The sequence below is a fragment of the Pseudomonas sp. LP_7_YM genome (assembly GCF_004364435.1).
In the GTDB taxonomy this organism is placed as follows: domain Bacteria; phylum Pseudomonadota; class Gammaproteobacteria; order Pseudomonadales; family Pseudomonadaceae; genus Aquipseudomonas.
Genome location: NZ_SOCT01000009.1, coordinates 32,142 through 52,500, shown reverse-complemented (window position 1 = coordinate 52,500; position 20,359 = coordinate 32,142). Strand labels below are relative to the sequence as shown.

At 58.4% G+C, this 20,359-nt stretch carries 20 protein-coding genes and 1 pseudogene; 7 read left to right on the top strand and 14 right to left on the bottom strand.

Annotated elements, in window-relative coordinates; translation table 11 throughout:
- The first annotated feature begins 10 nt into the window (after positions 1–10).
- Genes nuoI through nuoN form a run of 6 tightly spaced genes read left to right on the top strand, consistent with a single transcriptional unit; the run spans position 11 to position 6,279 of the window.
- Entirely contained in the window at positions 11–559 is a 549-nt protein-coding gene (gene nuoI, locus EC915_RS19005; RefSeq protein ID WP_062380730.1) for an NADH-quinone oxidoreductase subunit NuoI, read from the top strand.
- A 9-nt stretch (positions 560–568) separates the two neighbouring features.
- A complete protein-coding gene (gene nuoJ / locus EC915_RS19000) occupies positions 569–1,069 on the top strand; it encodes an NADH-quinone oxidoreductase subunit J (RefSeq protein ID WP_062380728.1) in 501 nt (166 codons plus the stop codon).
- Positions 1,070–1,073: 4 nt separating this feature from the next.
- The gene (nuoK, locus tag EC915_RS18995; protein ID WP_133752067.1) at positions 1,074–1,385 is read left to right on the top strand and encodes an NADH-quinone oxidoreductase subunit NuoK; all 312 of its coding nucleotides are present in this window, start codon (positions 1,074–1,076) and stop codon (positions 1,383–1,385) included.
- On the top strand, positions 1,382–3,229 hold the full coding sequence (gene nuoL / locus EC915_RS18990; protein ID WP_133752066.1) for an NADH-quinone oxidoreductase subunit L: 1,848 nt from the start codon (positions 1,382–1,384) through the stop codon (positions 3,227–3,229). Before nuoK ends, nuoL begins: the two co-directional genes overlap by 4 nt.
- 52 nt (positions 3,230–3,281) lie before the next feature.
- The gene (nuoM, locus tag EC915_RS18985) at positions 3,282–4,814 is read left to right on the top strand and encodes an NADH-quinone oxidoreductase subunit M (RefSeq protein ID WP_133752065.1); all 1,533 of its coding nucleotides are present in this window, start codon (positions 3,282–3,284) and stop codon (positions 4,812–4,814) included.
- A gap of 7 nt (positions 4,815–4,821) precedes the next feature.
- Positions 4,822–6,279 (top strand): NADH-quinone oxidoreductase subunit NuoN, encoded by a 1,458-nt coding sequence (gene nuoN, locus EC915_RS18980; RefSeq protein ID WP_133752064.1) that lies wholly within the window; start codon positions 4,822–4,824, stop codon positions 6,277–6,279.
- A gap of 434 nt (positions 6,280–6,713) precedes the next feature.
- Here nuoN and EC915_RS18975 read toward each other — a convergent pair whose 3' ends face one another.
- The 7 genes and pseudogenes from EC915_RS18975 to EC915_RS18950 form a co-directional block, all read right to left on the bottom strand.
- Complete coding sequence (locus EC915_RS18975; RefSeq protein ID WP_133752063.1) at positions 6,714–7,778, bottom strand: AI-2E family transporter; 1,065 nt, start codon at positions 7,776–7,778, stop codon at positions 6,714–6,716.
- Between the two features lie 161 nt (positions 7,779–7,939).
- Positions 7,940–8,695, bottom strand: a complete 756-nt coding sequence (locus EC915_RS25710; RefSeq protein ID WP_372237930.1) for a methyl-accepting chemotaxis protein — start codon at positions 8,693–8,695, stop codon at positions 7,940–7,942.
- A gap of 102 nt (positions 8,696–8,797) precedes the next feature.
- A pseudogene (locus tag EC915_RS25705) lies at positions 8,798–9,529 on the bottom strand (cache domain-containing protein); the annotation flags it as partial.
- A gap of 193 nt (positions 9,530–9,722) precedes the next feature.
- Positions 9,723–11,060 carry a sensor histidine kinase gene (locus EC915_RS18965; RefSeq protein ID WP_133752061.1) on the bottom strand — a complete coding sequence of 446 codons (1,338 nt, stop codon included), beginning with the start codon at positions 11,058–11,060 and terminating at the stop codon, positions 9,723–9,725.
- Complete coding sequence (locus EC915_RS18960; protein ID WP_133752060.1) at positions 11,057–11,725, bottom strand: response regulator transcription factor; 669 nt, start codon at positions 11,723–11,725, stop codon at positions 11,057–11,059. Before EC915_RS18960 ends, EC915_RS18965 begins: the two co-directional genes overlap by 4 nt.
- Positions 11,725–11,991, bottom strand: a complete 267-nt coding sequence (locus EC915_RS18955) for a PepSY domain-containing protein (protein WP_133752151.1) — start codon at positions 11,989–11,991, stop codon at positions 11,725–11,727. The genes EC915_RS18960 and EC915_RS18955 overlap by 1 nt, the downstream gene beginning before the upstream one ends.
- Before the next feature lie 62 nt (positions 11,992–12,053).
- A complete protein-coding gene (locus EC915_RS18950) occupies positions 12,054–12,362 on the bottom strand; it encodes a PepSY domain-containing protein (protein ID WP_133752059.1) in 309 nt (102 codons plus the stop codon).
- 165 nt (positions 12,363–12,527) lie between these two features.
- Between EC915_RS18950 and EC915_RS18945 the strand changes: the two genes are divergently transcribed.
- A complete protein-coding gene (locus tag EC915_RS18945; protein WP_133752058.1) occupies positions 12,528–13,610 on the top strand; it encodes a patatin-like phospholipase family protein in 1,083 nt (360 codons plus the stop codon).
- 210 nt (positions 13,611–13,820) lie between these two features.
- Here EC915_RS18945 and EC915_RS18940 read toward each other — a convergent pair whose 3' ends face one another.
- From EC915_RS18940 to EC915_RS18910, 7 genes are read right to left on the bottom strand one after another with little or no spacing between them, the layout of a single operon-like run.
- Positions 13,821–14,261: a tail fiber assembly protein gene (locus tag EC915_RS18940; RefSeq protein WP_166651036.1), complete on the bottom strand. Its 441-nt coding sequence runs from the start codon at positions 14,259–14,261 to the stop codon at positions 13,821–13,823.
- Positions 14,262–14,272: 11 nt separating this feature from the next.
- Positions 14,273–16,585, bottom strand: coding sequence for a pyocin knob domain-containing protein (locus EC915_RS18935; RefSeq protein ID WP_133752056.1), 2,313 nt, complete (start codon positions 16,583–16,585; stop codon positions 14,273–14,275).
- Positions 16,585–17,181: a DUF2612 domain-containing protein gene (locus EC915_RS18930; RefSeq protein WP_133752055.1), complete on the bottom strand. Its 597-nt coding sequence runs from the start codon at positions 17,179–17,181 to the stop codon at positions 16,585–16,587. Before EC915_RS18930 ends, EC915_RS18935 begins: the two co-directional genes overlap by 1 nt.
- A 6-nt stretch (positions 17,182–17,187) precedes the next feature.
- Positions 17,188–18,402 carry a baseplate J/gp47 family protein gene (locus tag EC915_RS18925; protein WP_166651035.1) on the bottom strand — a complete coding sequence of 405 codons (1,215 nt, stop codon included), beginning with the start codon at positions 18,400–18,402 and terminating at the stop codon, positions 17,188–17,190.
- Positions 18,403–18,406: 4 nt separating this feature from the next.
- A complete protein-coding gene (locus tag EC915_RS18920; RefSeq protein WP_133752053.1) occupies positions 18,407–18,757 on the bottom strand; it encodes a hypothetical protein in 351 nt (116 codons plus the stop codon).
- Positions 18,758–18,773: 16 nt separating this feature from the next.
- Complete coding sequence (locus EC915_RS18915) at positions 18,774–19,427, bottom strand: Gp138 family membrane-puncturing spike protein (protein WP_133752052.1); 654 nt, start codon at positions 19,425–19,427, stop codon at positions 18,774–18,776.
- Positions 19,420–20,358, bottom strand: a complete 939-nt coding sequence (locus EC915_RS18910; protein ID WP_133752051.1) for a hypothetical protein — start codon at positions 20,356–20,358, stop codon at positions 19,420–19,422. Before EC915_RS18910 ends, EC915_RS18915 begins: the two co-directional genes overlap by 8 nt.
- Position 20,359 lies beyond the last annotated feature (1 nt).

Sequence of the window (20,359 nt, the reverse complement as noted above, 5' to 3'; positions counted from 1 at the left end):
GATTTGACCCATGTTCAAATATATTGGCGACATCGTTAAGGGTACCGGTACCCAGTTACGCAGCCTGATCATGGTCTTCGGCCATGGCTTCCGTAAGCGTGACACCCTGCAATACCCGGAAGAGGCGGTTTACCTGCCGCCGCGTTACCGTGGCCGTATCGTGCTGACTCGCGACCCCGACGGCGAAGAGCGCTGCGTGGCCTGCAACCTATGCGCCGTGGCCTGTCCGGTTGGCTGCATCTCGCTGCAGAAAGCCGAGACCGAAGACGGCCGCTGGTACCCGGACTTCTTCCGCATCAACTTCTCGCGTTGCATCTTCTGCGGTCTCTGTGAAGAAGCCTGCCCGACCACTGCGATCCAGCTCACGCCGGACTTCGAAATGGCCGAGTTCAAGCGTCAGGATCTGGTGTACGAGAAGGAAGATCTGTTGATCTCCGGTCCCGGCAAGAACCCTGACTACAACTTCTACCGCGTTGCGGGTATGGCGATCGCTGGCAAGCCGAAAGGTGCTGCGCAGAATGAAGCCGAGCCGATCAACGTCAAGAGCTTGCTGCCTTAAGGAAGAAAGATGGAATTCGCTTTCTATTTCGCATCCGGGATCGCTGTTGTCGCCACCCTGCGGGTGATTACCAACACGAACCCGGTGCACGCCCTGCTCTACCTGATCATTTCGCTGATCGCCGTGGCCATGACCTTTTTCAGCCTCGGCGCACCGTTCGCCGGTGCCCTGGAAGTGATCGCCTACGCTGGCGCCATCATGGTGCTGTTCGTGTTCGTGGTGATGATGCTGAATCTGGGCCCGGCCTCGGTGCAGCAAGAACGCGCCTGGCTCAAACCCGGAATCTGGCTGGGCCCGATCCTGCTGGGAGGCTTGCTGCTGGCAGAACTGCTGTACGTGCTGTTCGCCAATTCCACCGGTGCCGGTATCGGTCACACCACGGTGGATGCCAAGGCAGTGGGCATCAGCCTGTTCGGCCCTTACCTGCTGGTGGTGGAACTCGCCTCGATGCTGCTGCTTGCGGCAGCCGTCACGGCGTTCCATGTCGGCCGCAACGAGGCGAAGGAGTAACCCCATGAATGCAGCAATTCCTCTGGAACACGGGCTGGCGGTCGCCGGCATTCTGTTCTGCCTCGGCCTGGCGGGCCTGTTGGTACGCCGCAACATTCTATTCGTGTTGATGAGCCTGGAAGTGATGATGAACGCAGCCGCCCTGGCTTTCGTCGTGGCGGGTAGCCGCTGGGCGCAGCCTGACGGCCAGATCATGTTCATCCTGGTGATCAGCCTTGCCGCAGCCGAGGCCAGCATTGGCCTGGCGATCCTGCTGCAACTGTATCGCCGCTTCCACACGCTCGATATCGACGCTGCCAGCGAGATGCGCGGATGAACCTACTCTTTCTGACTTTCGTATTCCCCCTGATCGGCTTTGTGCTGCTGTCGTTTTCCCGCGGCAGATGGTCGGAGAACCTGTCAGCCCTGATCGGTGTCGGCTCCATTGGCCTGTCGGCCATCGTCGCGGCCTATGTGATCTGGCAATTCAACGTCGCGCCACCGCAAGACGGTCATCTGACCATGGTGCTGTGGCGCTGGATGGCGGTCGATGGCTTCGAGCCGAACCTGGCCCTGTATGTCGATGGCCTGTCTATCACCATGCTCGGCGTCGTGGTCGGCGTGGGCTTTCTGATTCACCTGTTCGCGTCCTGGTACATGCGCGGTGACGAGGGCTACTCGCGGTTCTTCTCCTACACCAACCTGTTCATCGCCAGCATGTTGTTCCTGATCCTGGGTGACAACCTGCTGTTCATCTACTTCGGTTGGGAAGGCGTGGGCCTGTGCTCGTACCTGTTGATCGGTTTCTATTACAGCAACCGCAACAACGGCAACGCAGCACTCAAAGCCTTCATCGTGACCCGCATCGGTGACGTGTTCATGGCCATCGGCCTGTTCATCCTGTTCCACCAACTGGGCACGCTGAACATTCAGGAACTGCTGGTGCGCGCGCCACAGCACTTCAAGGTCGGCGACTTCTGGATTGTGCTGGCAACCCTGATGCTGCTGGGTGGCGCCGTCGGTAAATCCGCGCAACTGCCACTGCAAACCTGGCTGGCGGACGCGATGGCCGGTCCTACCCCGGTCTCGGCACTGATCCACGCTGCGACCATGGTAACTGCGGGCGTTTACCTGATTGCCCGTACCCACGGGCTGTTCGTCCTGGCGCCGGACATCCTGCACCTGGTCGGCATCGTCGGTGCTACCACGCTGGTGCTGGCAGGTTTTGCGGCACTGGTGCAGACCGACATCAAACGTATCCTCGCCTACTCGACCATGAGCCAGATCGGCTACATGTTCCTGGCGCTGGGTGTGGGTGCCTGGGACGGCGCAATCTTCCACCTGATGACCCACGCCTTCTTCAAGGCCCTGCTGTTCCTTGCCTCCGGTGCGGTGATCGTTGCCTGCCACCACGAGCAGAACATCTTCAAGATGGGCGGCCTGTGGAGGAAGCTGCCACTGGCCTACGCCAGTTTCATCGTCGGCGGCGCGGCGCTGTCTGCCCTGCCTCTGGTGACTGCGGGCTTCTACTCCAAGGACGAGATTCTCTGGGAAGCATTCGCCAGCGGACATGAGTATCTGCTGTATGCAGGTCTGGTCGGTGCCTTCATGACCTCGCTGTACACTTTCCGCCTGATCTTCATCGCCTTCCACGGCGAAGCGAAGACCGAAGCTCATGCCGGCCACGGGATCTCCCACTGGCTGCCGTTGGGCGTGCTGATCGTGCTGTCGACCTTCGTTGGCGCCTGGATTCATCCACCGCTGGCTGGCGTACTGCCGGAGAGTGCCGGTCATGCCGGTGGCGAAGCCAAGCACAGTCTGGAAATCGCTTCGGGCGCCATCGCCCTTGCCGGTATCCTGCTGGCCGCGCTGCTGTTTCTCGGCAAGCGTCGCCTGGTCACGGCCATCGCCAACAGCGGTCCGGGTCGTTTCCTGTCCGCCTGGTGGTTCGCGGCATGGGGCTTCGACTGGCTTTACGACATGCTGTTCGTCAAACCTTACCTGGCTATCAGTCACCTCCTGCGTGGCGACCCGCTCGATCACACGATCGGTCTGATTCCACGTCTGGTCAAAGCCGGTAACGGCTTGATGAGCCGTACTGAAACCGGTCAGCTGCGCTGGTACGCCGCTTCAATCGCCGCAGGTGCCGTACTGGTACTCGGCGCGATTGTGCTGGTCTGATGAGTCTATCTGACATGAACCTTGCGACTTTGCGAAAGGAATTGAGCCCGTCATGATTCTGCCTTGGCTAATCCTGATCCCCTTTATCGGCGGCCTGCTGTGCTGGCAAGGTGAGCGCTTCGGCTCTACCCTGCCGCGCTGGATCGCGCTGTTGACCATGTCTCTTGAGACGATTCTCGGCCTGTGGCTGTGGAGCACCGGTGCTTTTACCTACGCCCCTGCCCCCGGCGCCGACCCGACCTGGGCGCTTGAATTCAAGCTGCAGTGGATTCAGCGCTTCGGCATCAGCGTTCACTTGGCGCTTGATGGCCTGTCGCTGCTGATGATTCTGCTGACCGGCCTGCTGGGTATCCTCTCGGTACTCTGCTCCTGGAAAGAGATTCAGCGTAACGTCGGTTTCTTCCACCTGAACCTGATGTGGATCCTGGGCGGTGTGGTCGGCGTGTTCCTCGCCATCGACCTGTTCATGTTCTTCTTCTTCTGGGAAATGATGCTGGTGCCGATGTACTTCCTCATCGCGCTCTGGGGTCACAGCTCGGCAGACGGCAAGAAAACCCGTATCTACGCGGCAACCAAGTTCTTCATCTTCACCCAGGCCAGCGGTCTGATCATGTTGGTGGCGATCCTCGGTCTGGTGCTGGTGCACTTCAACCAGACCGGCGTGATCACCTTCGCCTATGCCGACCTGTTGAAGACCCAGCTGTCCCACAGCACCGAGTACATACTGATGCTGGGCTTCTTCATCGCGTTCGCGGTGAAGTTGCCGATCGTGCCGCTGCACTCCTGGCTGCCTGATGCTCACGCCCAGGCACCGACCGCAGGCTCCGTGGATCTGGCAGGTATCCTGCTGAAGACTGCGGCTTACGGCCTACTGCGCTTCGCACTGCCGCTGTTCCCCAATGCATCGGCAGAGTTCGCGCCAATCGCAATGATCCTCGGCCTGATCGGCATCTTCTACGGGGCCTTCCTGGCCTTTGCCCAGACCGATATCAAGCGCCTGATCGCCTTCTCCAGCGTCTCGCACATGGGCTTTGTGCTGATCGGTATCTACTCCGGCAGTCTGCAAGCGCTGCAAGGTGTGGTGGTGCAGATGCTGGCCCACGGTCTGTCGGCTGCAGCGTTGTTTATCCTCAGCGGCCAGCTTTACGAGCGTACTCATACCCGTGACATGCGTGAGATGGGCGGCCTTTGGAACAAGATCGCTTACTTGCCGGCCATCAGCCTGTTCTTCGCAGCCGCCTCCCTGGGCCTGCCGGGCACCGGTAACTTCGTCGGTGAGTTCCTGATCCTGCTCGGCACCTTCATCCACGCACCCTGGATCACTGCCATCGCCACTTCCGGTTTGGTCTTCGGTTCAGTCTACTCGCTGATCATGATCCACCGTGTCTACTTCGGCCCTGCAAAGACCGAAGAGATTCTCAAGGGCATGGATGGACGGGAATTGATCATGGTGCTGGGTCTGGCTGTGCTGCTGGTCCTGCTGGGCGTTTACCCGCAGCCAATCCTGGACACTTCCTCGGCGACCATGCATGGCGTGCAGCAATGGCTCGGCACCGCCTTCACTCAACTCGCTTCGGCCCGGTAAGAGCGCTATGGACCTGACGATTCAACACTTTATTGCGCTGGCGCCGCTGCTGATTACCAGCCTCACCGTTGTAGTGGTGATGCTGGGGATCGCATGGCGTCGCAATCACTCGCAATCGTTCCTGCTGACCGTGGCAGGACTCAACCTGGCTCTGTTGTCGATTTACCCGGCCCTCAAGGTCGCGCCGCTGGTGGTCACTCCCCTGCTGCAGATCGACAACTTCTCTTGCCTGTACATGGCGATCATCCTCGTCTCGACCTTGGCCTGTGTGACGCTGGCTCACGCCTATCTGGGTGAAGACAAGGTTGGCTATCCGGGCAACCGCGAAGAGCTTTACCTGCTGATCCTGATGGCCGCCGCCGGTGGCATGGTGCTGGTCGCCTCGCAACACCTGGCCAGCCTGTTCATCGGTCTGGAGTTGCTGTCGGTGCCGGTCTACGGTCTGGTGGCCTACGCGTTCTTCAACAAGCGCTCGCTGGAAGCCGGCATCAAGTACATGGTGCTGTCGGCTGCAGGTTCTGCGTTCCTGCTGTTTGGCATGGCGCTGCTGTACGCCGACGCCGGTAGCCTGGGCTTCAGCGAAATCGGCAAGGCCTTGGCGGCCACCGGGCTGCCAAGCCCGATTGCCAGCCTGGGTCTGGGCATGATGCTGGTGGGCCTTGGCTTCAAACTGTCGCTGGTGCCCTTTCACCTGTGGACCCCGGACGTGTACGAAGGCGCCCCTGCCCCGGTGGCGGCGTTCCTCGCCACCGCCAGCAAGGTCGCGGTGTTCGGTGTGCTGGTTCGCCTGTTCCAGATCTCGCCTGCCGCTACCAGCGGTGTGCTGACCGATGTCATGTCGGTCATCGCCGTAGCATCGATCATCATCGGTAACCTGCTGGCCCTGACACAGACCAACCTCAAGCGTTTGCTGGGCTACTCGTCCATCGCGCACTTCGGCTACCTGATGATCGCGATGGTGGCGAGCAAGGGTATGGCCGTCGAGGCGATCAGTGTTTATCTGGTCACTTATGTGCTGACCAGCCTGGGTGCCTTCGGCGTCATCACCTTGATGTCGTCGCCGTACAGCGGTCGTGATGCCGATGCGATGTTCGAATACCGTGGCCTGTTCTGGCGTCGCCCGTACCTGACTGCCGTGCTGACGGTCATGATGCTGTCGCTGGCGGGTATCCCGCTCACTGCTGGCTTCATCGGTAAGTTCTACATCATTGCCACGGGTGTCGAAGCGCATCTGTGGTGGCTGACCGGTTCGTTGGTGGTAGGTAGTGCGATTGGTGTTTTCTACTACCTGAGGGTGATGGTGACGCTGTATCTGCAAGACTCGAAGATCCAACGCCACGATGCGCCGTTCAACTGGGCCCAACGTGCAGGCGGTGTGATGTTGTTGGGGATTTCGCTGCTGGCATTCTTCTTGGGTGTTTATCCGCAACCGCTGTTGAATCTGGTGCAGCACGCCGGGTTGTAATGGTTCGTTGAGATGTGAAAAGCCCTGCTCTTTAGCAGGCCTTTTTATTGTCTGGGTCGCGCTAATGGGCCTGGCTAACGCCAGACCTGTTTCGCCTTCGGCGAGTTACTTTTGGGGCGTTTGCCAAAAGCGACCCGCTGTAAGAGCGCAACCGTAATCTGCGCCACAACCCATAATTGATTGTTCCCGCGCTCCGCGTGGTAACGCCTGACGGGACGCTCTGCGTCTGACATGCTGCTTGACGCAGCGCGTCAGGGAATACGTTCCCACGCAAGAGCGTGGGCACGATCAATAGCACTCATTGGCCCCCTTATGACTCCAGTAACTCGCCGAAGGCGAAACAGGGCTGGCGTTAGCCAGTCCCATATCGGTGCCAGGAGAGATAACGGATCCGCACGCGATACAAGCGCCACCACATACTCAGCGAAGCAAACTCACCCCGGCAATCTCACTGTCTTCTTGGCACTGGTAAACAATCCCCACGTCGACATGAACAGCGCCGCGATCATCGGCCCGATCACAAACCCGTTCAGCCCGAATACCGCCATCCCACCCAATGTGGAAATCAGAATCAGATAATCCGGCATCCGCGTGTCCTTCCCTACCAGAATCGGGCGCAGGACGTTATCCACCAGACCAATCACGAACACTCCGAACAGCCCCAGCACCACGCCCTGCCAGATCATGCCGCTGAGCAGGAAGTAAACCGCTACCGGTCCCCATACGATCCCTGCCCCCACTGCCGGCAACAGCGACAGAAAGGCCATGGCCACCGCCCAAAGCAGTGCACTCGGAATATCCAGCGCCCAGAAAATGAACCCACCCAGTGCACCCTGCGTGATCGCCACCACCACGTTGCCCTTGACCGTGGCCCGAACCACACGCGTGAACTTCAGTTGCAGGCGGCGCTTCTGCGGTTCGGCCAATGGTACGGCGATACGGATCCGACGGGTCAGGTCCTGACCGTCACGCAGGAAGAAGAACAGCAGGTACAACATGATGAAGAAGCTCACCACAAAATCGAAGGTGCCCTGACCGAAGCTGAATGCCTGCGTCGCCAGGTATTGGCTGCCTTGCATCGCCGCCTTGGAAATCTTGTCCTGCAGGCCGTTGAAGTCGCCCATGCCCAGATGGTCCAGCCAGTGTTGCGTAGCGTTCGGCAGCAGGGCTTTGAACTCGGCCAGGTATTTGGGAATATCCAGTTGGCCGCTTTCCACGTTCTTATAAAGCGCCGCGCCTTCCTGAACCATCAACATGCTGATGATGATCACCGGCAGGATCGCGATCAGCAGACAAATCGCCAGTGTGCACAGTGAAGCCAGATTACGCTGCCAGCCCAGGCGCGCCAGCAGTCGACGTTGCAGCGGCGCGAAGATGATGCCAAGCACTACGGCCCAGAACACCGCGCCGTAGAACGGCAACAGAATCCAGATGAATGCGAGGGTCACCAGCACGAGCAGCAGCATCAGGGTTTTGTTTTGTAGCGATGTTTCGTTCATGTTTCTTCCATCTCATTGAGCCACGCTGAGCGCATGGCCTGATGATTAGTCAGCCAATCATTACAGGAGTGCCTGTAACGCTGGCGAAACATGCCTGGAGCCGAAAAAGAAAGATCACGGCAGGCCATTGCGACCCGCCATGGAGGCAATGCCAAGCCTCGTCAAATGCGGAACTGCCCCACCAGTTGACCAAGACGTTGATTGAGTCCGGTCAGGCTGCGCGAGGTGTTGGCGCTGTGGCGGGTTTCGTCGGCAACGCTTTCCACCGCCACAGCGATCTGATGCACGCTGCGATTGATCTCTTCGGCCACGGCCGTCTGCTCTTCTGCGGCACTGGCGATCTGCGCGTTCATCGAGTTGATGGTGCCGATCAATTGACCGATGGTGTCCAGCGACGCACCCGCTTCGTTGGCGCGCGCCGAAGTACCGTCGCCGGCCTCGCTGGAACGACGCATTGCCGCCACCGCCCCCTGTGTGCCCTGTTGCAGGCGGTCGATCATGCCCTGGATTTCCTGGGTGCTCTGCTGCGTACGGCTGGCAAGCGCGCGAACTTCATCGGCCACGACAGCAAAGCCACGTCCCGCTTCCCCCGCCCGCGCGGCTTCGATGGCCGCGTTGAGGGCCAGCAGATTTGTCTGATCGGCGATGGAGCGAATGACCCCCAGTACGCCGACGATCGAGGTCACGTCTTTCTGCAGGCTGTCCAGCGACGTACCGCTATGGCGGATGTCATTGACCAGCGCATGGATCTGCTGAATGCTGCCATCGACCACGCGCTTGGCGGCCTGCCCTTCTTGATCGGTCTGCTGCGCAGCCACCGAGGCGCCTTGGGCACTCTTGGCGACCTCCTGCGCGGCTGCCGACATTTGATTGATCGCCGTCGCCACCTGATCGGTCTCGTGACGCTGACGCTCCATCGCGTGCTCGGAGCGCTGCGCCTGGTCCGTGACTTCACCAACGAGACCCGTCAGCTGTGAGGTCATCTCCGCAATCTGCCTGACCAGTCCATGGATCTTGTCGACGAAGCGGTTGAACGAGCTCGCCAGGTCGCCAAGTTCGTCCTGGGAGGTCACCACCAAACGCCGGGTCAGGTCGCCCTCACCTGCAGCAATGTCGTCCAGGTTGGCTTTCATCAAACGCAGTGGACGCAGGATACTGCCGGCGATCCACACGCCGATCACGGCAATGATCACCAGCACTGCCGCAGCCATACCAATAATCGTAATCAGCATCTCTTCCATGCGATCAATAACGCCCTGACGGACTTCGGCAACCGTGGCATCGATGTTGTCGATGTTCACCGAGGAGCCGAAGGCCATGTCCCATTTGGGCAGGTATTCGGTGTAGCCCAGTTTGGGCACCAGCTCACTGGTCCCCGGCAGCGGCGACGAATATTCGAGGAAGTGGGTGCCTGATTTCGCGACGTCGACCAGCCCACTGTTGACGTAAACCCCATTGGGATCGCGAGCATCCTTAAAGCTCTTGCCTATGCCATCCGGGCTGTCACCCTTGAACAGGCGCACGGCCTGAGAATCGTAGCCGAAGAAGTAACCGTCTTTGGCGTATTTGACCTGGGAGAGCAATTTGATGACTTGCGCGCGAGCCTCCATGTCCCCCGGGGCCGAGGCGTCATAGAGCGGCTTGATGGTGCCAAGCGCCACCGCAACGTAACTTTGCAATGTCGCTTTGGCTTCAGCCAGCAAGTGCTGACGGGTTTCTTCGACCTCTCGGTTGGCCTGCTGGCGCAACATAAAGACGGTACTGACGCTGATGATCAGCGCGAACAACAGCACCGGAAGCACCGCCAGAGCGAGGACTTTGGCTTTCAGATTTAGCCGCATAGGTATCGTGACCTTTTTTATTGTGTGCGTTACGCCGTAGGGCTCCTTTTCGGTTAACGGCGCGCGTCGACAAAAGTTGAGGTCACCAAGATTTTTCTACCGGCTACTGGACCCCTTGCTGCACAGCCTGCCGGTCAGGCAAGTCGATACGCACCTGCAAACCGCCCAGTGCACTGTCCAGCAACTGAATCTTTCCGCCCCAAGCTGCGACGATATCCTTGACGATGCCAAGGCCCAGCCCGTGCCCGGTGACCTGCTCGTCAAGGCGGCTGCCGCGCCCGAGCACTTCAGCGCGCTGCCCCTCGGGGATTCCGGGACCGTCATCTTCAATCAGCAGGCAGTAACCACCAGGCGGCTGGGTGACAGACAGGCACACCAGGCTGTCAGCCCATTTGCAGGCGTTGTCCAGCAAATTGCCCAGCAACTCCAGAAGGTCTTCCCTGTCCCAGGGCAGGATCAGTCCCGGAGCAGCACGGTTACTCAATTGCAGATGTTCGCCGTGAATCATCCGCAACGTGGAAAACAGCCCCGGTAGCTCCGCATCACAGTCCAAACGTGCCCCCGGCAAAGCATCGCCCGATAAACGCGCGCGGTTGAGTTCACGCTCCAGACGCTGCTGAATCTGCTGCAGTTGCTCGCGTAATGTGGCTCGCAGTTGCGGGTGCTGGTCGAGCGTCTGTCCTTCGGCGAGGCTCAGCAATACGGCCAGTGGGGTCTTCAGGGCATGGCCCAGATTGCCCAGTGCATTGCGCGAACGCTTGAGGCTGTTTTCGGTGTGAGCCAGCAGATGGTTGATCTGAGCGACCAGCGGCTCAAGTTCCAGCGGCACCTGTTCATCGAGCTGCGAGCGTTGACCCTGTTGCAACTGGAATATCTGCTCGCGCGCCCTGTCCAGTGGGCGCAGCGCCCGGCGAACGGTTATCCGTTGCAGCACTAGAATCAGAATCAGACCGGCCAGCCCCAGACCAAGGCCGATGCGCTGCACAAGGGCGAAACTGGCCTGCACCGGGGTGTAATCCCGAGCGACCGTGATAGAGATTTGCTGCCCGAACTTGCGGTATTCGGAATGCAGGAGCAGTAGCGACTGATTGCTCTTTTCCAGCTCAAGGTCGGCGTGCAGACCGGTTTCTTCGGGCTGTGGCAATTCAAGGTCCCATAACGATCGCGAACGCCAGTGCCCGCCGTCGAAGTCAATCCGGAAGTAATGGCCAGAATACGGACGCAGATAGCCTGGAGACAATCGATGCTCGTCCAGTTGCAGGCCGTTGGGGCCGCGGACGATGGCCACCAGCAGCAATTCGGCATCGTTGCGCAACCCCGATTCCAGATAGCGCTGCAGGCCGACTTCGAACAGCCACAGACTGATCTGTGCCAGCACCAGCCCGATAATCAGCAGAACGCTGATCAGACCAAGGCTCAAACGCCGCTGAATCGACCTCACCCGCCGCTCCCGCCGAATCGGTAGCCCTGACCGCGGCGTGTCTGGACGACAGTGCGCCCCAGCTTGCGACGCAGATGATTGACGTGCACCTCGATCACATTGGAGCCACGCTCGTTTTCACCGTCGTACAGATGTTCGGCCAGATGGCTCTTGGAGAGGATCTGTTCGGGGTGCAGCATGAAATAGCGCAGCAGACGAAATTCGGCCGCAGTGAGCGGGATGTCTTCACCGTCACGACTCACGCATTGACGGCCCTCATCCAGATGCAAGCCCGCCGCTTCGAGCTTCGGCTGATTGGCCAGTCCGCGAGCCCGACGCAGCAGGCCCTGAATGCGCAGTTGCAGTTCTTCGGGGTGAAAGGGCTTGGTCAGGTAATCATCCGCCCCGGCCTTGAGCCCCTCGATCCGCTCAGCCCAGGAGCCGCGAGCCGTCAGAACCAGCACCGGCGTCGACAGGCCGCCAGCGCGCCACTTCTGCAGAACCTCAAGCCCTGGAAGACCGGGCAGCCCCAGGTCGAGCACGATCAGATCGTATGGCTCGCTCGCCCCTTGATGAATCGCGTCACGCCCGTCCGCCAGCCAGTCCACGGCATAGCCCTGGCGGTTAAGCGTGCCGACCAGCTCATCCGCCAGAGGGACGTTGTCTTCAACCAGTAACAGACGCATCAATCATCTTCCTTGTCTTCGAGCAGATGGCTGTTGCGGGCATCGAACTTCAACTCACGCACCACGTGATCCGAGGTCAGCAACTCGATCTCATAGACCAGCACATCGTGTTTTTCCTCCAGCTCCGCTTCCAGGAGCCTGGAGCCGGGGTAACGTCCCAATGCCTGTTCGATGAATTGCTCCAGCGGCAGGATCACACCCTGCTGCCGGAGCCTGAGTGCCTCATCCTGGTTCAGGTCTCGCGCCCAAGACGCAGCGCAGGCCATGACGGCGCAAGTCCCGAGCAGGCAGTAAACGAAACGTTCGGCGAGACGCTTACTGGCAATCATCAGGTGTCCTGATGATCTTTGAGTATCTGGCCTTGGGTGGCATCGAGTTCGACGTCCCACTCGACGCCTTTGGCATCGCGCAGTTCGACCTGATAAACGTATTTGCCATATTCCTGTTCCAGCTCGGTCTCGGTGATGGTCGAACCCGGGTGTTTTGCCAAGGCCGTCGTGTTGAGTCTTTCGAAAGACTGGATAGTACCTGCATCTCGCAGCCGGAGCGCTTCATCCGGGCCCAGATCCTTGGCGTGTACGTAACCGGCGGTGACGGCGAAGGCGGATGCAGCAATAAGGGCAGTCAAGGTTTTCATGGTGAATCTCCGTTGTGGTGTCTTGTGGACGCAAACAACGATACCCAGCCCAACTTAATTGAAACTGAAATGCTCAGGCCACATGCCATCATGATTGGCAGGGCACCCGCTTTCTGATTGCTCGCCAGCGGATATAATTTGCCCCTGTTCAATCCCGGAGCCTCCATGAGCGTCATTCAGATCAAGACCTCCATGCTGACGATCAAGGCCGGCAAGCGTGCACTGGCACGTATTCGCGATCACGGCTTGGCCCCGGCAGATGTCGGCATTATTCCCGGCGCCGCAGGCGGGCCCAAGGCCCTGGGCATTCAAGGCCTGGACCTGGCGCTATTTGGCGAATGGCTGCCGCGCTTCGAACGCGAGCGCTCGTTGATTGGCGCGTCCATCGGCGCCTGGCGCTTCGCCAGCGTCTGCCTGCCCGATCCAGTGGCAGGCATCGAGTTGCTGGGCAAGCTCTACAACGAGCAGAGTTTCGCCAAGGGCGTGACCATGGCCGAAGTCAGCCAGAGCTGCATAAAGATGCTGGACGACCTGTTGCAGGGCCGCGATGCCAGCGTGCTGAGCAACCCGCATTACCGCCTCAATATCATGATCGTCAAAAGTCACGGGTTACTGGCACTGGACCACAGAGGCGGCCTGGGACTGGGGCTGGGATCGGTCATCGCCAACAACCTGTTGGGGCGGGCACGACTATCGCGGCATTTCGAACGGTTGATCATGCACGACGCGCGACTGGCGCCCCCGCTTTCAACGTTAACGGATTTTCCATCCCGTTGCGTGCACCTCGATACCGCCAATCTGCGTCAGGCCTTGCTGGCCTCCGGCTCGATCCCGATGGTGATGCAAGGCGTAATGGATATTCCGGGCGTCGGGCCGGGCACATTCCGCGACGGTGGACTGCTGGACTATCACCTCGACCTGCCCTACAGCGGCAGCGATATCGTGCTGTATCCACATTTCACCGACAAAATCGTCCCCGGCTGGTTCGACAAAACATTGCCTTGGCGACGCGGCGATCAGGAGCGGTTGCAAGACGTCTTGCTGCTGGCACCCTCCCGGGACTACCTGGCGACCCTGCCGTTGGGCAAGCTGCCGGATCGCAGCGACTTCAAACGTTTCCTCGGCAAGGATCAGGAGCGTCAGCGTTATTGGCGCACCGCCATGGAACAGAGCCGACGGTTGGGCGATGAATTTATCGATCTGGCAGACGGTGGACGTTTGGCCGAAAGGCTTGAGGCGCTGGTTTAAGAGAAAGGGGTCAACCTGACGGGCTAGGCACCGACTTCAGCGGCTACCGCCTTGATATAGGACTTGGTGTCATTCTCCACTCCGAGCGCCCACCGCTGATCATCTCTCATACAGTGTCGATCCCGAGACCATCTGCACCATCTTTTCCACCGTAGACCAGCAGAGTTTGGCCAGCGCCCGGATTTCCCGTCAATAGAGGAATGGCGAGATTTATAATCGACGCCACCCTCGCGACGAATCTATATCCAGAGGGGGCGTCGGCCACTCCACAGATACCGGAAAGCCAGATTGCATGTGAATTCTATTTAGCGCTATGCGGTATCTTTTCCACAACACCAGCATTTTTCCCTCCTCCTCACTGGCATCATCAAAATCTGCCGCATCTTGAAGCGGCGAGATTCGGACAGCTGCTACTCCAAGTAAATAGTCCCGATGCTTCAATGCCAGAGTAGCAAGCTCATCGTACGTTAGCGGTGGAGGGTCCATTAAGATTGGCCTTCCGCGCACATCCGGACAAATCACCTTGCCCATCGACTGGCCATCAAGCAGTCGCATATGCTCATCATCAGTCACCTCGACTGCGTCAACAGGTAGAGATGCTGAAACTTCAGAATCATAAAAGAGGCCAGTCTGCGCGCTATACAAAATCATGTCCGTACCCCTCATGTCCCAATCGCAATCCAGTTGAATGCTAACGAGGCTGCTACGCCCGGGCTGCCAGAAGATCCTGAAGTGGTGTAAGCACGAAAGGATCCGTTGCTCACAATGTTGAATCCGAGGGAGACGTTACTTGCTGCTGAAATAGCCAAGGCCCCTACAATGCTTTTAGGGGGTGCGGAGAATGAAATCGGCATGGATACCAGCAAGACGCCACTGGCATTTGTAGTGGCGGCGCCCCATTGAATAATCAATCCACCTGGCAGCTTCTGGAATCCGTTAGCAGTGAGCTGCTGTCCTACTGTGAATTGCTGCGCGATAAAAGCAGCTGTCGCCTCGGCCGCAACGTCCCATTTCGAAACCCCATCTGAAACCAACATGATTGAATCGTTGGTCGCAAGCACAGCGGTATTGCCACCAGCCCCCGCGGAGCCGCCGATGGTGTCAGAGCCATTCCCCTTGATGATATTGCTTGAAGCGAGTGAATTATTTGCGCGCAGCCCAATCAACGCACCCGCCGTTACGGAACTTGCGGCCGGCAGAATCAGCGTACCACCGCCAGAGCCCGTGATGCCTATGATTGATCCGGCGTCTGCGCTCACAAGACTGACAGTGGCCCCGCTGAGTGCAATGTTTCGAAAATTGTTAGCCTGCACCCCTGCCGCTTTTAGAGTGTTCGCATTCACCAGCGCGTCACCTACGGCGAAGCGCGTGAGGTCAGGTGCAGTGGGCTTGCCAGTCATTGCAGGTGAATTAAGGGCTGCAAACTCTCGCCACGACGACCAGGTGCCGCCTGCTTGAGATCTGTAGAAAATCCTGACCGTATCTACGCTGCCACCCGCCAAAATCGCGCAGATCTGGAGGCACCCGCCGTTGTTGTACGGGGCGGTCATAACCGAAAGATTGGAGGATGCTGGCGTATTCAGCGTCGCGCTGGTTGTCCGGTAAAAACCTCCATTGGTCGCCAGATTCAGATCATTGGAGGGCGGCAACGGGCCCAGGAGCGTACCAACACCAAATGTGGCCAATGCACTCTGAACAAATGAAGTGTTCGCAATAGAAAGATCGTTATCCCCAACAGCCGCCGTTGGGGCTTTTGGATCGCCAGTGAACGAGGGCGAGTCCAGCATTGAAAACTCTTTCCAGGCATTCCAAGACCCGCTGGATTTGGTCCGATAGCAAATGCGCACTGGTGGCGACAAAGCGCAGCAGATCTGGAGTGCAGCACTCCCGTCGCTATAGGGAATATGGATTAACGAGGAGTTTGCTGAGATGGGCAGATTCAAGGCAGTCGAAATTGCGAAATACATCCCACCGTTACTCACCGCGTTCAAATCGGTGACTTGCGGACCGTTGACGGCGCCCAAGCCAAATGCTGCCATGCCCTGCAGGATCGACATCATGGTCGCGACTTGATTGCTGTTGGTCCCCACGGCAGCAGTCGGGGCCTGTGGTGTGCCAGTCAGTACGGGACTGATGAAGTCAGTCTGTTGCAGCGATATGTTTGAGCCATCGCAGAAGATGTTCGTCGTGGTCCCGCGAGTCACCGTTACTCCATTGCCGTTTGCCGTTTTGAGGGTAACGGTGAACGCGCCGGTGGTGGTGTTGATGACCTGCCAGTGGCCGGATATTGCCGGGAAAATGACCGATTTGTCCGCAGTGAGCGCACCGGTCAGGGAGATGATGGCCATACCATACTGAGCTTGAGTTAAAGTAGTGGCGGCCGAGCCAGCGATGTTGACGTTAACCATCCCGTTCACAGCGGTCTGAACGAACGCGTCAGTGGCTAACAACGTAGAACTGTCGCCGGCCGTCTGGGTTGGTGCCCTTGGTGTCCCTGCCAGACTGGGCGAGTCGATGGGCGCAGCGCCAAGGTTGCTGAGAGCGCCAGGCGCGGTATTCGACCCGGTTCCGCCTTTGAGGATCGGCATCACCCCGGATACATGGTCCACTGTGGTTGGCCATTGCCCCGGACGAAGCAGGCTCCAAATGCCAACATCTCCCGCGCCTTGGGGTGTAATGCCAGTGTTGGCGGAAATGGCCTGGAACAGATTACTGGCATAAAAGACAAAGGCGCCTGCCCTGTATGCCACATCGCCACGCCACGACAGGCACCCTTGGCGTTCAAGTTCCTGCAGGCCCAGGTCAACCCTGATCTGCCAGTAGTTCTGCATCCGCGCAGTGGGCGGCTCCGCTGTTGCACTGCCAACCCATCCTTCCTCGATAACGCTCTGGTCAGCAGTGGCGGACTCTCCACCCATTTGGTCTGCGGCAGCATCTTCTGCCCATACGCGGTTGTAACTTGCAGGACGAGTCATTAACTGCCTCCATTGATAGAAGTGATTTCAACGCCCATCGGTTTCGGGATGAGGTCGTAGTTGACGGCGAGGTAGTAAAGAACACTGCTATAGCTGGTTGTGTTCAGATTGATGGTCATGGTCATGTCCTTGTTATCGATGACCGTGCACGAGATGCCGAAGATGTCGTCTACGGCTTGCTTGACCGAGTCGATGGTGCAAAGAATCGAGTTTTTGTAAATCTTGCCCTTGATCACCGATCTGAACGCGTAGTCGGGAATAGGGATGGTCTGGGTGGCGGCCGAGGCGTCGTAATACGGCGCCTGGTTGTAGCCCTTGGCAATGAGGTCTCCCCGATAGCCAAAATACTCAAGCGCCCCCATCGAGATGCGCGGCCGCTCGGTGATGCCCACGATGCGACCGACGATGTCGAGCATGACGCCTGAGACATTCTGGTAGTCGAGGATGTAGTTCAGAATCTGAAGCGGGTTTTCCAGGCTTGATGCAACGAGAGACGGGATGGTGTCGATCCAGCGGACCAGTTTCGGCCCCCTCTGGTACCACCCGTATATGCGCGACTCAGCCTTCGACACGTAATCGAAATTGGCGTCCGGCATTGGGTTTTACTCGTAGTCGATGTTGATATTCGCAGCGGTAATAACCGCGAGCTGATTGAAGGCGATGGGCACCGTCAGCAGGTTGATCGCGCTGAGGCTTGTCCCGATGTAAAGCGAGTTGATCATCCCTGCCCCAGCAACAACGAAATTGGCCGGTGTATAGAGGCGACCGGCGGTAACGCTCTCGCCGATCTGGAACCCGCGCTTGATGAAGCCACTGGTCTGAGTGAAGCCTTCCAGGGAGTAGGAGACGGTTTGATTTTTGATCGTGGCTTTGTCGGTATCGGAAAGCGTGGTGCTTGTGATCGACATGTGTTCGTAGATCGTGACCAACTGCGGCCTGTAGAAACTCAACGTGATCGGATTTCCGGCGGGTGTAGCAGTCAGCCCTGTCACTCTGTAGGCCATCAAGTCCGTACGGTCCGAGTTATCGCCGCAACCTGGCGATTTTACGGAGGCGAAGGCCTTGAGGATGTCAGCGTCCGCTCCACCATCAACGATCAGCATGATCGACTTCGGCATCAGGCCGTTACCGTCCGTGACGGTACGCGTGTTTTCGTAGATCCTGACCTGCTTGACCCCCGTCACCAGGTAAACCACCGAGTACAAAGCGTCGATGACATTGCTTGATCGGGTAGCCACCGCCACATTCCTTCGGAAACGGTAGTCGGGGTCGCCTTCCTGAGCATCGCCCACCGAGGCAGCTACAGGGTTTGTCACGCTGGTTACGCCCGCTGGCACTGACCCGTAGATGGCCGATAACTCCCCCACATTCGCTGGCTGTGCACCCGACGTGGTACAGGTAACGCCGACAGTGCCGGTGCCACTGCTGTCCAGCTTTATCGCTCCGTCTGTCGCCCACAATGTGTCGGTCAGGGTGTTGCGGATGGTGGTCCCCGCCGGCACCGTCGCGCCCGTGTTTCCCTTGAAGGCTGCGGTGCACGTCGAGTAAGTGGCCACTGCGCGAGGGATATTGCTGATCGCGCCGATCCGGTCCAGTTGCAAGCCAACCGCGCTATTGGGGTCCAGCGTGTTATAGACCGCCGTTACCAACTCATCCAGGTTGGCAAGGGTCTCTGACCATATCTGCAACGCCATACCGTCAGGCGCGGACGAATCCAGATCCCACGCAGAGTCGATACCCCGGTACTTGGACTTGAGCGCGGTGAGATATTCCTGCGTGGTGGTCAGAGTAACGCCGCTGCTGGTTACTTCTGCCATATGTTTACTCCGATGTTGTATAGGTGACAGTGGCAACGATGCCGGATTCATTGGTTACGGTCATGGCCACGCTGTAAGTGCGCGTGGCCTTGTCCACGTTGAGGGTGAAGTCGGTGATCTGCGTGACCTTCGCCGATTGCAGAACCGACTGTTTGAGCAGAATTTCCACCATTGCCGGATCGGTCTTGCCCAGCAGTCCATCAAACCAAGGCGTACCTTTGGACTGGTTCAGAAAATCCTCTGTAAGAATCTGGCGCAGCAGGTAAACAACTCCCGCTGCTAACTCTTCTTTGTCAGACAGAAAGACACCGGGGCCGCTCGTCACGAGGTCGGTCCCGTCAAATGTTCGAATCATGGGAGTCTCGATCGGTTTAAGGTATTGGCGGTCCAGAGATCGCATTGCCTGCCATGACGCCGCTGTGGGTGTGCGTGGCGCCGATGTTCACACCGTTATGAAAGAGTCCGGACGCCGATAGCACGAGCGTCTGCCCGCCGACAGTAAGCGTCACATCATTGTTGGTTGAAACAATTGCGGTGCCGCCGACCTTCAGATCAATCGCGCTATCGGTGGCCGTGATGGAGACATTACCGCTTTTGTTGGCCAAACCTGCGCCGGCGCTGGGCATGGGAGCGAACGCTGTAACGGCTGATCTCAGGCCGGGCTGGAACATCGCATCGGTGGCGTTGAACATGCGCAGGCTGGATGGCTGTACCGATGCGCCAGCGGCCAGCCAATCATCAATGCATCGTTGAGAGAAATGCGCCCACCCCTCATCGCCTTGACTCAATGCATAAAAAAAGGCCCACGATTGTGAGCCTGGGAACACGACCGGAACATCGACAAGGACTGATAGGTCCTTCCACACTCCCTGCTGCTTTCTTTTCACTCCAAGCTGGATCTGAGCTCGCTGCGTAGCTGGATCAAAAGCGATCAGCGTAGCGGGCATACTCGTGTAGATCTTCGCGAGACCGCTCTTGAAAGACATTTCGAGCATATCGCTGACATTCAGATGGCGATCAACCATTGGCGTCCCCCTTGGTGACTGGATTCCAGCCTACTCCACGGGAATCACCCTGAATGGAGGTGGACCATGCATCCGAGTAGAAATCTCCGGTATGCATGATCGAGCCGACGTAATACTTGCCTGATTTGACCTGAGTGAGCTGTGACTGGTCGGAGAAACTAGCGTCTTGGGCCGAGGCCACGCTATAGCGACTCTTCACCACAATTTCATCACCTGGGAGGATCTTGGTGTTAATACGTGTCACCACATTGACCGTTGACCCCGAGGTGAAAAGCGGCGAGCCTTCCATGCCGTTTTCTGCCGAAATCTCATGGCTGTTTCCACTCCCCCCGCCGGACACAGGAATGATCAGAACCTTGTTGACCAAACGGTAAACGACGAAACCGAAAGACCTTCCCAAATCGTCGAGAACTGCATACGGCGGCGCTGCCGCTGATAGCTTCGCCACTCGCCCCAACGAGGGCCAGAAGTTGTTGCTTGTGGAATCTATCGCAGGAGCGAAGACATAGGGCACCCCCAGGTCTGCAGCGACCTCTTGAACAATGTCACAGACCCTGGTACCACTCCCCCACGTCTTGTTGATACGTGCGTCGGTTTCCACCTGGCTGATCATCGAGCAATGGAGAAGCAGATACTGCTCAGGCCCTGACCTGCCCTTGCTAGGGATGAAAACATTGCCGTCGAAAATCGTGTCAAAGCTGTCGTTGTATCCGGCCACCAGCTTGACCCGATCATACTTACTGATGATCTGGTCCATGGACGTGACATTCAGTCCATATATCGTGATCTGTGCTGTGCCCTTGATTGAGCCCGTTCCAGAGTAATAGCTGACCTCAAACTTCACTTGCACAGGCGCCGTGATCTTCAAATATTCGCTGCTGAACCGGGAGTAGAGTGTCAACTCGTAATAGCGTCCATAGAGAACTCCCATA

Excerpts from the sequence above, each read along its gene's own strand:
- EC915_RS18975 (WP_133752063.1), bottom strand. The coding sequence starts at position 7,778 with ATGAACGAAACATCGCTACAAAACAAAACCCTGATGCTGCTGCTCGTG.
- EC915_RS18945 (WP_133752058.1), top strand. The coding sequence starts at position 12,528 with ATGAGCGTCATTCAGATCAAGACCTCCATGCTGACGATCAAGGCCGGC.
- nuoM (WP_133752065.1), top strand. The coding sequence starts at position 3,282 with ATGATTCTGCCTTGGCTAATCCTGATCCCCTTTATCGGCGGCCTGCTG.
- EC915_RS18935 (WP_133752056.1), bottom strand. The coding sequence starts at position 16,585 with ATGACTCGTCCTGCAAGTTACAACCGCGTATGGGCAGAAGATGCTGCC.
- EC915_RS18910 (WP_133752051.1), bottom strand. The coding sequence starts at position 20,358 with ATGGGAGTTCTCTATGGACGCTATTACGAGTTGACACTCTACTCCCGG.
- EC915_RS18955 (WP_133752151.1), bottom strand. The coding sequence starts at position 11,991 with ATGGCCTGCGCTGCGTCTTGGGCGCGAGACCTGAACCAGGATGAGGCA.
- EC915_RS18915 (WP_133752052.1), bottom strand. The coding sequence starts at position 19,427 with ATGGTTGATCGCCATCTGAATGTCAGCGATATGCTCGAAATGTCTTTC.
- nuoL (WP_133752066.1), top strand. The coding sequence starts at position 1,382 with ATGAACCTACTCTTTCTGACTTTCGTATTCCCCCTGATCGGCTTTGTG.
- EC915_RS18920 (WP_133752053.1), bottom strand. The coding sequence starts at position 18,757 with ATGATTCGAACATTTGACGGGACCGACCTCGTGACGAGCGGCCCCGGT.
- EC915_RS18930 (WP_133752055.1), bottom strand. The coding sequence starts at position 17,181 with ATGCCGGACGCCAATTTCGATTACGTGTCGAAGGCTGAGTCGCGCATA.
- EC915_RS18960 (WP_133752060.1), bottom strand. The coding sequence starts at position 11,725 with ATGCGTCTGTTACTGGTTGAAGACAACGTCCCTCTGGCGGATGAGCTG.
- EC915_RS18940 (WP_166651036.1), bottom strand. The coding sequence starts at position 14,261 with ATGATTTTGTATAGCGCGCAGACTGGCCTCTTTTATGATTCTGAAGTT.
- EC915_RS25710 (WP_372237930.1), bottom strand. The coding sequence starts at position 8,695 with ATGGAGCGTCAGCGTCACGAGACCGATCAGGTGGCGACGGCGATCAAT.
- EC915_RS18925 (WP_166651035.1), bottom strand. The coding sequence starts at position 18,402 with ATGGCAGAAGTAACCAGCAGCGGCGTTACTCTGACCACCACGCAGGAA.
- nuoI (WP_062380730.1), top strand. The coding sequence starts at position 11 with ATGTTCAAATATATTGGCGACATCGTTAAGGGTACCGGTACCCAGTTA.
- nuoK (WP_133752067.1), top strand. The coding sequence starts at position 1,074 with ATGAATGCAGCAATTCCTCTGGAACACGGGCTGGCGGTCGCCGGCATT.
- EC915_RS18950 (WP_133752059.1), bottom strand. The coding sequence starts at position 12,362 with ATGAAAACCTTGACTGCCCTTATTGCTGCATCCGCCTTCGCCGTCACC.
- nuoN (WP_133752064.1), top strand. The coding sequence starts at position 4,822 with ATGGACCTGACGATTCAACACTTTATTGCGCTGGCGCCGCTGCTGATT.
- nuoJ (WP_062380728.1), top strand. The coding sequence starts at position 569 with ATGGAATTCGCTTTCTATTTCGCATCCGGGATCGCTGTTGTCGCCACC.